General features: G+C 58.5%; 10 protein-coding genes and 1 CRISPR repeat array (1 of these 11 only partly in view). Of the genes, 2 read left to right on the top strand and 8 right to left on the bottom strand.

The window, feature by feature from the left end:
• Window positions 1-947: direct repeats of the CRISPR family, unit length 32 nt; unit sequence GTTTCAATCCACGCGCCCGCGAGGGGCGCGAC; it begins 612 nt to the left of the window's first position.
• Window positions 948-1,107: 160 nt separating this feature from the next.
• The 8 genes from cas2 to ACP_RS03770 form a co-directional block, all read right to left on the bottom strand.
• A complete protein-coding gene (cas2, locus tag ACP_RS03735; RefSeq protein ID WP_015895947.1) occupies window positions 1,108-1,401 on the bottom strand; it encodes a CRISPR-associated endonuclease Cas2 in 294 nt (97 codons plus the stop codon).
• Between the two features lie 33 nt (window positions 1,402-1,434).
• The gene (cas1c, locus tag ACP_RS03740) at window positions 1,435-2,466 is read right to left on the bottom strand and encodes a type I-C CRISPR-associated endonuclease Cas1c (RefSeq protein WP_015895948.1); all 1,032 of its coding nucleotides are present in this window, start codon (window positions 2,464-2,466) and stop codon (window positions 1,435-1,437) included.
• Window positions 2,463-3,164 carry a CRISPR-associated protein Cas4 gene (gene cas4 / locus ACP_RS03745; protein ID WP_015895949.1) on the bottom strand — a complete coding sequence of 234 codons (702 nt, stop codon included), beginning with the start codon at window positions 3,162-3,164 and terminating at the stop codon, window positions 2,463-2,465. Before cas4 ends, cas1c begins: the two co-directional genes overlap by 4 nt.
• A gap of 6 nt (window positions 3,165-3,170) precedes the next feature.
• Window positions 3,171-4,082 (bottom strand): type I-C CRISPR-associated protein Cas7/Csd2, encoded by a 912-nt coding sequence (gene cas7c / locus ACP_RS03750; RefSeq protein ID WP_015895950.1) that lies wholly within the window; start codon window positions 4,080-4,082, stop codon window positions 3,171-3,173.
• Entirely contained in the window at window positions 4,079-5,875 is a 1,797-nt protein-coding gene (cas8c, locus tag ACP_RS03755) for a type I-C CRISPR-associated protein Cas8c/Csd1 (protein ID WP_238525637.1), read from the bottom strand. The genes cas7c and cas8c overlap by 4 nt, the downstream gene beginning before the upstream one ends.
• Before the next feature lie 41 nt (window positions 5,876-5,916).
• The gene (gene cas5c, locus ACP_RS03760) at window positions 5,917-6,642 is read right to left on the bottom strand and encodes a type I-C CRISPR-associated protein Cas5c (protein ID WP_015895952.1); all 726 of its coding nucleotides are present in this window, start codon (window positions 6,640-6,642) and stop codon (window positions 5,917-5,919) included.
• 30 nt (window positions 6,643-6,672) lie between these two features.
• Complete coding sequence (locus ACP_RS03765) at window positions 6,673-6,873, bottom strand: hypothetical protein (protein WP_015895953.1); 201 nt, start codon at window positions 6,871-6,873, stop codon at window positions 6,673-6,675.
• A gap of 165 nt (window positions 6,874-7,038) precedes the next feature.
• Window positions 7,039-9,354, bottom strand: a complete 2,316-nt coding sequence (locus tag ACP_RS03770; protein WP_015895954.1) for a CRISPR-associated helicase/endonuclease Cas3 — start codon at window positions 9,352-9,354, stop codon at window positions 7,039-7,041.
• Window positions 9,355-9,986: 632 nt separating this feature from the next.
• Between ACP_RS03770 and ACP_RS18555 the strand changes: the two genes are divergently transcribed.
• Both ACP_RS18555 and xylE read left to right on the top strand, forming a co-directional pair.
• Window positions 9,987-11,615 (top strand): RHS repeat domain-containing protein, encoded by a 1,629-nt coding sequence (locus ACP_RS18555; protein WP_238525639.1) that lies wholly within the window; start codon window positions 9,987-9,989, stop codon window positions 11,613-11,615.
• Between the two features lie 865 nt (window positions 11,616-12,480).
• The gene (gene xylE, locus ACP_RS03790; protein ID WP_015895956.1) at window positions 12,481-13,935 is read left to right on the top strand and encodes a D-xylose transporter XylE; all 1,455 of its coding nucleotides are present in this window, start codon (window positions 12,481-12,483) and stop codon (window positions 13,933-13,935) included.
• Window positions 13,936-13,982 lie beyond the last annotated feature (47 nt).

A 13,982-nucleotide genomic window follows, 5' to 3' on the forward strand; every position in this document is an offset into this window, starting at 1 on the left:
CGCCCGCGAGGGGCGCGACGAAACAGTCGGGTTCGAAGTGCATGCGCCATTCGTGTTTCAATCCACGCGCCCGCGAGGGGCGCGACCGTGATGGATCAAAGTCCCCACGCGCTACGCGAGTTTCAATCCACGCGCCCGCGAGGGGCGCGACTGCGCTGAACTGCTGAGTCCCGGACGCCAAGATCGTTTCAATCCACGCGCCCGCGAGGGGCGCGACCAACCCTGTAAGGATGTTTAACGTCATCGAAATAGTTTCAATCCACGCGCCCGCGAGGGGCGCGACGGTATTCGACGAGGGCAGAAGCCTGGCTCACTCCGGTTTCAATCCACGCGCCCGCGAGGGGCGCGACGACAAGCTGCTGGTGGTACTGTGAGGGGTTTCATCGTTTCAATCCACGCGCCCGCGAGGGGCGCGACCAGATAAAATCGTCGTCGCCCCGAGGCACACGCGTTTCAATCCACGCGCCCGCGAGGGGCGCGACTGTGGTCCAGCTGTTGCCGGAGCCGTCCTGGAAGTTTCAATCCACGCGCCCGCGAGGGGCGCGACGTTGCCGGTGTGGCTGAATTTGATTGGTTCAGGAGGTTTCAATCCACGCGCCCGCGAGGGGCGCGACGTTCGGGTCCTCCACAACCTTGATGCCATCGGCCAGTTTCAATCCACGCGCCCGCGAGGGGCGCGACGTGTGTTGATCGGCTGGCTGCCTTCCCCGGCGGTTGTTTCAATCCACGCGCCCGCGAGGGGCGCGACGTGTGTTGATCGGCTGGCTGCCTTCCCCGGCGGTTGTTTCAATCCACGCGCCCGCGAGGGGCGCGACGTGTGTTGATCGGCTGGCTGCCTTCCCCGGCGGTTGTTTCAATCCACGCGCCCGCGAGGGGCGCGACTGTGGCTACCAGGCTCACAGCCGTGTGGCGGTTGTTTCAATCCACGCGCCCGCGAGGGGCGCGACGGCTCCTGTGCTAACTGATGGCAAGCAAAGGAGCTTACATGCTCATTATCGCGTATCGGCAATAGGTGGTGTCGAGGTGTGCGCGGCATCTGTGACTTCCTGGGGAATTCCGACATTGCCTGTCATGCGTGCCGGAGGTACGCGATATGGAAAATGCAGGCTAGAGGATCAGCGGGCCCTGGGGGTCGAGAACTGACTTGACGCCCAGATGCTCCACTCGTCCCTTCCACCGCTCGCCAAGGAAATAGATGCGCACACTGTCCTCACCAGCGTCCATGATATCGACCAGACGTTTGCGCAGCATGAGGAAGTTTTCGCTGCTTACCCAGCATTCGAATACGGAGTTCTGAACGCGCTGACCATAGTCTTCGCAGGCTCGGGCTACCTGGCGAAGCCGACGCCTCCCTTCCGGGGTTCTAGTGCATACATCGTAGCTTACGATTGCGAGGAACAACTCTATATCTCCTACGTTCGTGCTTCGTCGCTGTTACTTCCACAACATGGGTGGATAGCCATCAAGATCGCCGCGAAGATACCGGGCCAGCAGAAGACTTTGTACGTACGGCAAGAGTCCTATCGGAACAACTTCGTTCAGAAACGGGTGCCGAATCTCTTCGGTCTTTCTCGATTGCCACTCTGCAAGGACCGCTTTCCGGGTAGCATCTGCCATTGTTATGCCGCCTGTATCGCCACGTTCAAACCCGGAGGATCGCACCTGTCTGCGGTTGATGAGGCTGAGGGCAACGCGGTCTGCAACAGGAGCGCGGAGCTCCTCCATCAAGTCAAGCGCGAGGCTTGCGCGTCCCGGTCTGTCACGATGAAGGAAGCCTACCTGTGGATCCAGCCCAACGGTCTCCAAGGCTGCCGCTACATCGCTCGCCAGCAGAGCATAAAGAAACGAAAGCAGCGCATTTACATTATCGAGCGGAGGACGGCGGCTGCGGCCCGTAAAGCGAAATGCGTCCGAAGGATCGGCTATGAGCGCGTCGAAGGCGCCGAAGTAAATTGCGGCCGCATCTCCTTCAAAGCCGCGGAGCGTATCCAGGTCGTCCGCCCGGGCCAGATCAGGCATCAACCGGGCGAGACGCAAGGCGGCGTGTTCGAGTCTCTCCCGGGCGACTTCCGATTCGCTCTCCCGGGCACCGCGCTGTAGCACGGTTCGAGCATTGCTTACCTTCCCAATCAGGATGGAACGTGCGATCCGTGCAGATGCACTCATGTCATCCGCCGTACGGAATTGCGTCCGCCGGAGCAGAACGTTTCCCTGGGTGCGTCCCTGCATGCGCGCTATGAAGCGGCCATGTTCTGTAAGGTGTACAAGCGACACGCCGTTCTCTGATGCCAACTGAAGAACAAAAGGACTGCAGGTCACAACCCCGAAGCACACAATCGAGTTCAGCGTGTGGATGGGTACACGCGCCCGGACCTCGCGCTCTACAGAGATCGACACGGTGAGCCCATCGCGGGAGAGATATGACCCTTGCGTGGTAACGAACAATGTATTGAGTAACGGCCTCATATGGTGTGTTCCTTTATGGCACGTTGCAGGTATCTGGCCACGGGCTCAGTCTGCGGATTGCCCATCTTCAGTCCGGGCAAACACGTATCCATCAGGGAGCATTTCCTGCAGGCCGGCTTAGGCACGGCGGAAGGCGTTTTGCCGCCTCGCCGCATGGAATGCATACGGGCTGCAAGCCGCTCCACCTCACGCCGCACGGCCGCCGGGAAGATGACAGCTTCACGCCGGCGCGTACTCACGTCGAAGATGGCACCTTCTATGACCGAGGTTGAAAGCATTTCTTCCAGGCACATGGCCTGTGCGCAAAGCTGAAGGCGGTAAGCGATGCTGCCTGCCTTGTCGCGGCTGCGCTTGAACTCCACCGGAACCGGCTGCCATCGGCCTGCGTGCCCGTCGAGGGAAATTGCGTTCGGCTGCGTGGATGGATGAAATTCCACGACATCGCTTTGCCCGGAGAGGCCGAGGCGAAGCGAGCGTAGGGGAAGCGTGCGACGGATCAGCAGATCGGGGCGGCTCTCCGGAATTCCGCTATGGGCGCGCTCATGGCCCTGCTCGCCTTCGACGGTATAGCGGTTCTCTGCCCACTGCTGCTCCACGTGAACGAGCGCCCACCGCCGCTCGCAGAAGGCCATGTGAGCCAATCCTGAGAGCGGCAGCAGGTCGTCCTCGTCGTATAGGCTGTCCGGGGTAGTAGCCACGAAGCCCTACACGCGCCGCAACGGGTATAGGACTTCCACATTGTGGCCCGCGAGTGCTCCCGCGGGAGGCGTGGTGAGGTCGTAATCCTCAAAGCTGCGCGGGACAGTAACGCCGTCCTTCTTTCTTGTGGAAACCCTTTCGAACAGATGCTGTGCGGGAGCCTCCCCGAGCCGTGACGCATGCTTGAACACAATCAGTTCGCGCGGGCTCATCAGGCCGCGTGCCGCGGAGTGGTCGAGATCGAACATGCCGCCGAGCGCCTTCCACAGTAGAGCAAGATCGTCTTCCGTAAAGCCGGTTCCCTTTGCCTTTGCAGGGTCCGGACCTATGTCAGCAAACACCGGATTGATGAAGCCGTGCATGCGGTAAAGACCGTAGGCGAGGGTGTGCTTCTTGCCGAAGGTGCCGTTGCTGTTCTTGATATCCTTTTCGCCTGTGAATGCCTGGCGGGAGATGGTGTGCTCCGTGGTGAAAACCGGATCGACCGAACGTGCGAAGGTGAACTGGACGGGTCCGCGCACCTGACCACAGTTGAAGTCCGTGGTGGACATCACCGCGCCAAATGCACGGATGTCGAAAAAGTTCTGGCACATCCAGGCGCGAGCCTGCCCGATGTTCGAGGAGCTCTTATCTTTGCTGTCGAGCTTCAGGTGATCGTAGGGCATCCGCTGCCGACTTTCCAGCGTGTTCCCAGACAGGACAAAAATGTCGAACCCATGCTCCTGGGCGCCATCCTTCTGTTTTGAATGAAAGACGTAGTCACGTACCTTGCGCTTCAGGCACACGTCGGAGACGAGTCCCTCGTTGGTTTCGGGATCGGTGCGAGGCTGGTTGTCTGCATCCGGATCGCCGTTCGGGTTTCCGTCAAGGCAGTCGAAGTAGTACACGAAATCGTAGCGGTTTTGTAGAGTGCTCACTGGTTCTCCTCATCGGTGGAGTTCGAATTGGCTTGAAGTTTGGTGGAGATACTTTCTGCTTTACGAGCGCGAAAACGGGGGGCCTTCTCGTGATAAAAGCCCAGCGCAAATCGGGCCTTGTCGTGCAAATCGAACTGCACGGGAGGTTCCCCTCCGAGATGCTCTTCCAATTCACAGATCCTGCGAGTGAAATAATCGCAGTAGCTTGTGCCGGATTTTGCATCCAGCTTGCGGAGTTTGCTGAGGTGCTTCCTTCCAAGGTCAAAGACCTTCGCAACCCCGATCGCCGGCGAGTTCATCATCAGCGTGTAATAGCGGTCTGCGACCGTGGCATTCGGCTGGGCTTCCTCTGCGGCATCAAAGGTGCGCCACTGCAGGCTATCGTGCAGTGCCAGCAACCTTCCGCAAACATACGCAGGGTGCTGAGGCGGTTCGGTCTCATCAAGAGCGGCAGGCATAGGTTCTCCTTTTCCGGTGGTAGCGTGAAGATCGTTGAGGCATAGACGGAGCAGTCCGAGTGCGGCGATATCTCTGCGCTTTTCCTTGTCTGCTCTCATGCGGGCGAGCACATCCGACACGATGCGGTAACCCAACGGACTGCATCGGCCCTCTAGCGCGCGCCTGCGAAGCGCAACGGTGCGGCTTGCGGGCGGCCTGCCCTCGCGGTCAAGTGCATGAAGCAGTTTCCAGAAGGGCTCTGCGCGAGGCGGCTTGTCTTTTTCCAGCGGCTGCATTTTGAGCTGTTCCCAGAAGCCGAGGAGCGACTCCAATGCATCTTCCAGGGGCATGCTGGACCAGGAGCGTAGCACAAGGCGGCTGCCCGTGGCCGACACCGCAGCCATGTAGAGTTCATTTCGCTCTTCCTGGCGCATCCAGGCACCGTTCTTCAGACCGATGATGGCACGCGCTTTATCGAGTAGAACGTCTGATGGCGGCTCTTCGAGCAGCGAGTTGTAATCGATGTCCACGTCGCGCTTGAGCCAGAAAAGGAAGGCAACGCCGTCGAAATCCTTGCGGTTTTGGCTGCCCGGTTTCAAGAGATCGTTAAGGGCGAGCACATAGGCCATGGCACGATCTGACGAAACAGGACTGTTGGCGTTCTGCTCCCATCCGTATGAGCGGAATGCGGGTTTATCGAAGGACATGAGGGACACGCCCGCTGGCTGACCACCGAGCGCTGACGTGCCTTTGATCTTTGCGTGCGTCGACGGAATCGGCCCTACGACTCCGGATATCAGACATTCGGCAGTCTGTCCGGCTCCGCGCTCTGCCGTGCTCGCTTCGTAATGCTGCCTCCACCACGCACGAACTTCGTCGCGCTCCGTCACGGGCTGGCCGAAGACGAACAGGGCAACGTTGGAACCGGGAGTGACCTTCGCCAGCGCTTCTCGCGCACGCTCTACCTGCTCCGGCTGGTCGTAGAACTGGGCACAGATTTCCAGTGCGCGGTCCCTGGTCTCTTTGGCGACACGACGAAGCAGTTCTACAAAAGCTTCGTGCCGGTCGCGGTGATTCTCAAGTTCGCTTGCCTTCGTCCACGGACCCGGCCCCAGCACATACTTGATGTCGTCGGAGCCGAGCAGCGGATGGAGTCCCGAATTTCGATTCGCCGGAGAGCGGGGAACCGACAAGAGCTCGGGCTGGAGGCGTGTTTTCGGCGGCTTATCCGCTGAACCCTTCTTTTGCTTTGGTGATGCAACTGGCACCTCCGTGAATCGCGGAATCACACCCAGGAAGCTTCCATCCTTCCCGATCTGCAGAAAGTACTGCACAGGGCGCTCTTCGAACGCCACGTCGTCTAACTGCTTCCGAAGGTGCGTGTCAGCATATCCGGCTAGCGCTTGTACGAACATGCGAGCACCTCCGATCGCACCGACTCGTCGAGTAGAACCGTCTTTGGATCGGTAAGCATCTCACCGTCCACAAGCTTTGCCTCAAAGAAATGCGGGCGGCGGCCGTGGGGTGTCTGCGCAATGTCATACAGCATGCGGCCAAGGTTCTCCGTAACCGGCAGGGGAACATCCGTCTCATTTGCAAGTCGAAAATCTGCGGCAAACTCTCGGCAGCCCAGGTAAGGACGCGAAAAGCACTGCCCTTTCGCAGCCCGCCGCTCAAACATCTCCACGTATTTTTTCGGAGTGTTTTCGCCACCGTTGCTGTCGAACACGTGAGGGTATGCCTCTATCACGTACGCTACATTCTTGAGTCCGGTCGTCATGCGAGGTGTGCCATCCGTCCCCTGTCCCGCACCGGCGGCAAGGGGCTGATAGGCGGCCGGCTCACGCATCCATTGCCGGACCGTTCCGGGTGCGATCGTGCTCTGCACCTCGTTCCGCTTTAGAGGAATGGTCGCGGGGAGCCCAGCGGTTCCGCGTGGATGCCGCACCAGCATGATGCGTGTCACGATCCAACGAAACTCCGGCTTCCAGAGAATGGCGTCGAGAATGTTCCGAGCCGCGGACGGTGTTGGTAGTGGGTAGGAGTATCGCTCCACCTTCGAAGCAGGCGAGGTGAAGCAGGCGAAGTCTCCAGAGACGTGAAGACGAACCGCAAGCGACATAGCTAACTCACTTTCTGGGGTGCGATGAGATTAGTTCTTTCTCAGGCGGAAGCCAATTTCGGGACGGTCGGCGGGATCAGAGCCGTCAACAGGTGCCTTTCCATTTGGCGGCGACGACGGCGGCGCCTCCATCTCAACTTCGATGGACACGGTGTCTACCGTGATCATCAGGACCTGGTCCTTGCTGATGGGGATTGCGGCTGTGCAGTGGCGTTCGTCTCGGCGTGTCATGATGCCTCCCTGCGTCTCATAAGAAGACGTTCAAATGTCCCATAGTATCCAGTTCCGGGGAGGTCTATCCTATTCCTGGTGATCACCCCCTCACGGGCGTGTGGACTGAAACTTCTTTCGCGAGGCTTGTGACTCGAGGACTGCCCCTTTGCGGGGCAGATCTCGTTACACGACGAAGGCCTGGGCGGGTAATTGGGGAAGCAGTCCCTTCTCCGCGCTGTACTGGGCGGCGTCGCAGGTCCAGAGATCGCTCCCACTCCATATCTCGAATAACCCTTGCGACTTCGCTGCTTCGAACTCGTAACGTTGCAGCGACACTGTGTACCGTTGCAGCTTCCGCAGGAGGTCGCGATCCAGTTGCCGTGTGTCTGCAAGCTCCCGAAGGAGCGATGCTCCCTCGCCATAGGGCACGAATACGGTTGCAGTGCGGGACTCAATCATCTCGAATGCATCCGCGAGCTCTGCGAAGTAAGGATTGTCGCGCTGCCTCATGTCCGCCAGATGCTCGCCCCTGCCCCCCGTGCCGCCGCTTTCGTAATAGCGCTGAAAATAGTCGCTGATACTGCGCAGGTGATCCGTCTGCAAGCTCTCAAACTCGTCCAGCACGCCTTGAGTAATTGCGGCGGCAGCTTTGTAATCCATTCCCGGGTAGCGCTCATCTTCCGGCCGGAACACAATGAGCTTTCCGGCAGGAGCGCCTGCGGCTGCGGATGCGGTTCCTTCGCGGTCAACGCGTCCAGCAACCTGGATGATGCTGTCCAGCGGACCAAGGGCGCGGAACGCGATCGGAACGCTGAGATCGACGCCCGCCTCGATGAGCTGGGTGGAAACAATGCGGCACGTCAGGCCAGCCCCAAGCCGGTGCCGAATTTCATCAAGCACGCGCAAGCGGTGCTGAGCGCACATGCGTGTGCTCAGGTGGAAAAGCCCTGTTTGTTCCTCTGAGGGAAGTCGCGTTCGCAGCCCGTCGAACACCGTCGCTGCATGATCCCGCAGATTGACCACGCAGAGCACCTGCCGTTGCTCCGCCAGACGCGTTGCGAGTTCTTCCCAACGGATGCGGTCTTCGATCTCCCAATCGATTTGGACGCGCTGCAAGGTTCGGGCCATTGCCGCAGACGTTTCCCCGGGAATGATGGGCTTTATGCTTCCAAAAGGAAACAAATATGTTTGCCGCGGGTTGCGGGCCTCAAAAGCAGGTTGGGTTGCAGTGGAAAGAACCACGCTGCAGCCCCACTCTTCCGCTAACTCGCGCAACATGCCAAGCAGCGGCGCGAGCAGCCGGCGAGGGATTGTCTGGACCTCGTCGAGAATGATGACCGAGCGGGCAATATTGTGAATGCGGCGTAGGTCCGACGGGCGATTCGAGAACAATGACTCGAAGAAGCGAACGCTTGTAGTCACAATCACCGGAGCGTCCCAGTTCTCGGTTTCAATCGTGCGTGGGTGAACGGATGGCGAAATCTCGTCTTCTTCTGACGCACACGTTGTACTTGTCGTTTCACGTTCGCTTCTCATCAATGGGGTGACGGCACCGGAGTGATGCTCAAGCACGGCTTCGGGGCCAAACACATCCGCATAAATTTTCGCGTTCTGCTCAATGATCGAAAGGTATGGGATCACCACGATCACTCTACGGAGCTTGCCCTGGCTATGGGCGGCGTGTTCCAGCGCGAACCGCATCGCGCCAAGCGTTTTTCCCCCGCCGGTGGGCACGCAAAGGGAGAACACCCCGGGCGACTGTTTGGCGGCGTCGCTGCAATGCTGCTGTACCTGCGCACGCACGTTCAACACGGACGCGGCAGTTCCCCGTTTCCGCGCCGCATCTGCCACTCTGTCCAGGTAAATATTCATCTGCTCGAGCCGATGCTCCGAATGCAATTCTTGCTGAACGAGTAGACGCCCTGCCGTGTTCAGGCGGTCTGCGTCCACCAGGCAGCTCAGCAGCATGCGGGTCTGCATATCGACCGATCTTTGCTCTAGCCGGGACTTCTCCCTTGAAAAAGCGCTTCTGATCTCAGGAAAATCTGTAGCCGCCGCACCTAGTAGCTTTTGAGCAATCTCCCGCTCTGCTGCAAACGCAGGATTCCCGGGATCCGTTATGCACTCATGCTCAGAGAAGTCTTTAAGCCCGGCGTGATGGGCTGCAATAGCACACACGGCCGGCATCGCCCACTTGCGGTCTGTCCCACAACCATCCTCATCGAAACAGCGCAAAGCGATTGCACCGTATATCGCGTGAGGGCACCGTGAAGATCCACCATGGAGCATTCGCTGAAAGCATTCCTGATACTTTCCATAGTCGTGCAGCATGCCGGCCGCATAGGCCAGAGTACTCAACGCAGATGCAGGTGCTGTTGCGCGCTCTGCTAGTTCCCGTGCGAGAGCTGCAACCTGCGCGAGGTGCTCTGACAGGGGCTGCCATCGGTGACCTTCTTCGTCGGGACTGCGATTTGCATCAGAGTGTGCCCAATACGTCATGACTTCTCCGAAATCAGCTAGCGCCAGTCTCTGCTGCCTATCATCGCACTTCTGAATTTAGTCGTGGGAGGCGCTGATACCGGGGCTATGAGAATTTAATGCGCCCGTGAGTACAAGCGCCAGGGTTATCTATCTCGCGTACCTCCATCGGCAAAGTCTGACCGCACCGCGTTTCAGCAACGCCCAATGTTGGCCATCTTAGGGGACATCTTGGCGCGATACTCGCGAGCCTTTGCAGCCAAGCGTCTCCAAGAGGCATCGGATCTTCTAAATCCAATGAATGCGGGCTCATTACTAAGATCGATCCATCAATCAAGGTCACTGAGTCGGCTTGGACATGTTGCCCGGCAATGGCATTCCAGGTCGGTCGATTCGCCGGCCTCTTTGTTCCAACGCACTTGGCGCAACTGCCGGCGCTGAGTCCGGAATGCGTTTTGCTGGCCCAGATTCCCCTTGGCCAGCCCCCTTCCCTCCATCCCTCGCCACCAGCGGCGGATGAGCCGTTTCATTCGTTCCCACTTGACGCGACCATGCTGGCTCCGCCGTTTAAGAACGTGGTGCCAGAGGCGACTGACCGTGAGGCGGAAGTGGGCTAGAGCGTGCCCGTTCCCCGGCACTCCGAAGTATCGGATATGCCCGCCCGCAACGGACTTCAACCACTTTCCGACTTCCGGAACAGGGTCATGCATGCGCCGCCACAAGCCGATCTTCACCTCTTGCAGCTTGGCTTGCATGCGCTCGCGAACCGTTTGCCGAAGCACCATGAACCTTCCCTTCTTTGTCTTCCCGCAGATGTGCGTGAAGCCGAGGAAGTCGAAGGTCTCGGGCTTACCCAGACCAGCAATTGCTGGTACTACGACCAGTGGGGCAATCGTCTGGATGCAGAGGGTTCGGCGACGGCTTATTCGAGCACGGCGGGAGGGGCTTCGCCTTGCAGTGGACAACCGGTAGTTCAATACAACACCAACAACCAGATGACGGGCTCGGGTGCGCCCAACTATGATCAGGCCGGAGATGCGACTTCGGATGCGAAGGGCCGCCAGTATCTCTATGACGCGGAGGGCCGCATTTGCGCGGTGAAGGGTGCTGCCGTGGACGGGATCAGCGCGATGGTGGGTTATGTGTACGATGCCGACGGCAACCGCGTGGCCAAGGGGCCGATCACGAGCTGGAGCTGCGATCCGACGACGAACGGCTTTGAGAGCTCGGCTTATGAGACCGATTATGTGCTGAACCAGTCCGGCCAGACGGTGACGGAAACCACCAAGAGCGACACGGGCGTGATGCAGTGGAACTTCACCAATGTCTACGCCAACGGAGTGCTCTTCGCCACCTACGATGCGCAGGGGCTGCACTTCCTGCTCAATGACTGGCTGGGCACGCGGCGTGCTTCGACCGACTATGAAGGGGTGCTCGAATCGCTCTGCGCCAGCCTGCCCTACGGCGACCAGCTCCAGTGCACCAACTCCCCGCAATCGCCCAACGAACAGCACTTCACCGGCAAACAGCACGACCAGGAAACAGGCAATGACTACTTCGGGGCCAGATACTATGCCGAAAATGATGCAAGGTTCATGTCCCCGGACTGGTCGGCCAAGGTCGAGCCGGTGCCCTACGCCAAGCTGGGTGATCCGCAGAGTCTGAATCTCTACGGCTACATGCTCGATCGTCCGCTCGATGGCGTCGATCAGAATGGACATCAATGCGCCGCTTGCAAAAAATTTATGCGCGCTGTCCACAACATAGTTGAGCTTAAGATTACCGGCGGTGCTGGTTACGCGCTGCAAGGGGGAATTGGAGGGCTAAAATTAAACATCAGAGAGGGGGCGTGGACCAGCGCCACCTTTCATCCGTTTTCAAGTCAGCATACAACCCTTAAAGGCTTTCAGGGAACAAAGATAGCCGCATCCCTTTTCACCGTTAAAGGTCAATTCAATAATCCAGCGCCTGGTACTCCGATCAATGAAAGTCGGCCCGGAGCTAAAATTGGCATCTCACGTGGAAAAGCTACGGTTTCGCTTTCAAATACAGGCAAAATTAGCCTTGTCAGTCTGGGAGCGGATGTTGGCGCCGTGGGTGGGAGCTTTTCACTAAATCTCAATGTGCCAAATCTCGAGACCGCCGGAAAGACATTTTTCCCAGCAATGATGGAGGGAGGCGTGGATTTAATCAATGGAGTATTTAATAATCCTGGGCCACACCCGCAGCCGCCATCTTGGAAGCTTTTCCCACTCGGAGAGGCCAGACAATACAGGCAATAATGGCGTTTCAGGAGAAGAGGGCAAAGTTTATGCTAGGGCATCGGACACCATGGCTCTTGTCTAGAAGAGCGAGTGCTCTGTTGAACGGTCTGAGCTGGATGACGGCAATCGTGTCTATTGTTGGCATTGCTGCATCTTTCCTGCTGCCACCTGGACAGATCAATTTGGGCGACTCATTGTGGGCACGGTTCCTATTTTGGGTAATCTGCTGCCTGCTTGCGCCGACGATCGTAGGTGAATTTACCCTCTGGTTTTGTATGCTGTGGTTCTGTATTCGCCACTATAAAGCAAATATATTCATTAAGGCGATTTGCCTAGCTATTCAAGTTTTCCTATTTTCCTGGGCGTCCGCGATTCTCTATTTCGTTGCTTATAGGCCGGAGTTCATGCGGCGTATAAATTCCGGTGTCACCGCCCCGCAAAGGCCGCACTGTTAATGAGAATTATCTGGCGGGTGAATCTACTCTTGGCAGGCGTTCGTACTAGCGAAGATGGACATTGCGATTTTTATTGTGACGACTATGACCTGCCCCCATTGTTCCTGCCAGTCATAACTGGAGACTGACAACTGGGGACTGGGGACTGGCAACTGAAAACTAACCACTGAAGGCTGGGGACTGAATCCAGAGAGCTGAGAGCTACGAGCTAGCCGCTAACAGCTCAAAGCTGATCTCCAAAAGCGAAAATCCCCCTCCCCTGCCGGTTCCCTCTGTCTGAGTGTATGTGGATTCGGGTATGATGATCGGGCCTGGGTTCTGGGTTTCATGAACCTGCCGGGTAAATCGGTTTTCCTGCGAAATCGCTCCCCGGCTCCATTCCTTGTGTTTCCCCCTCCGGTGCTGCGCGGAGGTTTTTGAAAGGTCGTATGGCGCGTTTGAACAAATATGTAGTGTTTCTGGCGCTGATCGCCACGTTTGGCGGTCTGCTCTTCGGTTATGACACGGCAGTGATCAACGGCGCGGTGGACAGCCTGAAGGCTTACTTCATCAATCCGCGCTTCAGTGACCTGGCCAACCCGGCGCAGGCCGACGCGGCGAGTTCGCTGCTGGGCTTTGTGGTGTCAAGCGCGCTGATTGGCTGCATTATCGGCGGGCTGATGGGCGGCTGGGTGAGCACGGTGATCGGGCGCAAGCGCGGGCTGGTGATTGCCGCGGTGCTGTTTCTGATCTCCGCGCTGGGCGCTTCGGCGCCGGAGTTTCCCTTTGCGCCGATCGGCCACGGCGGCCCGGCCTATATGTGGAACTTTGTGATTTACCGCATTCTGGGCGGCATTGGAGTGGGCCTGGCCTCGATGCTTTCGCCGATGTACATTGCCGAGATCGCACCGCCCAAGGTGCGCGGCAACCTGGTGGCGTGGAACCAGTTCGCGATTATCTTTGGCATGCTGGTGATCTACTTTGTGAACTACGGCATCTCGAAGGGCGGCAACGGCGATGCGTGGCTGAACTCGATTGGCTGGCGATATATGTTCCTGTCGGGCGCGATTCCGGCCTCGATCTTTTTGCTGCTGCTGCTGTTTGTGCCCGAGACGCCGCGCTACCTGATGATGAAGGGCCAGGAAGCGAAGGCCCGCACGGTGCTCGACAAGCTGGTGACCAAAGAAGAGGCCGATCGCGAGCTGCGCGAGATTCGCGCGTCGCTTAGCCAGAATCACTCGGGCAAGCTGTTTTCGTTTGGCGCGTTTCTGATCTTCAGCGGCATGCTGCTGTCAATCTTCCAGCAGTTTGTGGGCATCAACGTGGTGCTCTACTATGCGACGGACATTTTCAAAGGCATGGGCATGAGCACCAACGCGGCGCTGATGCAGACCATCATTGTGGGCGCGGTGAATTTGACGTTTACAGTCATCGCCATTCTCACGGTGGACCGCTTTGGACGGCGTCCGCTGCAGGTGGTGGGCGGACTGATCATGGCCGCGAGCATGACGTGGCTGGGCATTGAGCTGTGGACCGGCGGCAAAGGCCTCGGCGCGCTGATTGCCATGCTGGTCTACACGGCCGGATTTGCCGTCTCATGGGGCCCGGTAACATGGGTGCTGCTGAGCGAGATCTTCCCCAACCAGATTCGCGGCAAGGCGATGGCCATTGCGGTCGCCGTGCAGTGGGTCGCCAACTATCTGGTGAGCTGGACCTTCCCGATCCTGAACAACAATCCATTCCTTGTGAAGCACTTTCACCATGGCTTTGCCTACTGGATTTATGGCGTGATGAGCATTCTGGCGGCGCTGTTTGTGTGGCGCAAGGTGCCGGAGACGAAGGGACGCACGCTCGAGCAGATGGAATCGCTGTGGGGCTCGCTCAAGAAGGCCGCCATCGGCTAGTGCGGCTGCGAATGCAGAAAAGCCCCGGACCGCTGCGATGCGTGTCC

Source organism: Acidobacterium capsulatum ATCC 51196 (assembly GCF_000022565.1).
GTDB classification, from domain to species: Bacteria; Acidobacteriota; Terriglobia; order Terriglobales; family Acidobacteriaceae; genus Acidobacterium; species Acidobacterium capsulatum.

Excerpts from the sequence above, each read along its gene's own strand:
- ACP_RS18555 (WP_238525639.1), top strand. The coding sequence starts at position 9,987 with ATGCCCGCCCGCAACGGACTTCAACCACTTTCCGACTTCCGGAACAGG.
- ACP_RS03765 (WP_015895953.1), bottom strand. The coding sequence starts at position 6,873 with ATGACACGCCGAGACGAACGCCACTGCACAGCCGCAATCCCCATCAGC.
- cas1c (WP_015895948.1), bottom strand. The coding sequence starts at position 2,466 with ATGAGGCCGTTACTCAATACATTGTTCGTTACCACGCAAGGGTCATAT.
- ACP_RS03770 (WP_015895954.1), bottom strand. The coding sequence starts at position 9,354 with ATGACGTATTGGGCACACTCTGATGCAAATCGCAGTCCCGACGAAGAA.
- cas5c (WP_015895952.1), bottom strand. The coding sequence starts at position 6,642 with ATGTCGCTTGCGGTTCGTCTTCACGTCTCTGGAGACTTCGCCTGCTTC.
- xylE (WP_015895956.1), top strand. The coding sequence starts at position 12,481 with ATGGCGCGTTTGAACAAATATGTAGTGTTTCTGGCGCTGATCGCCACG.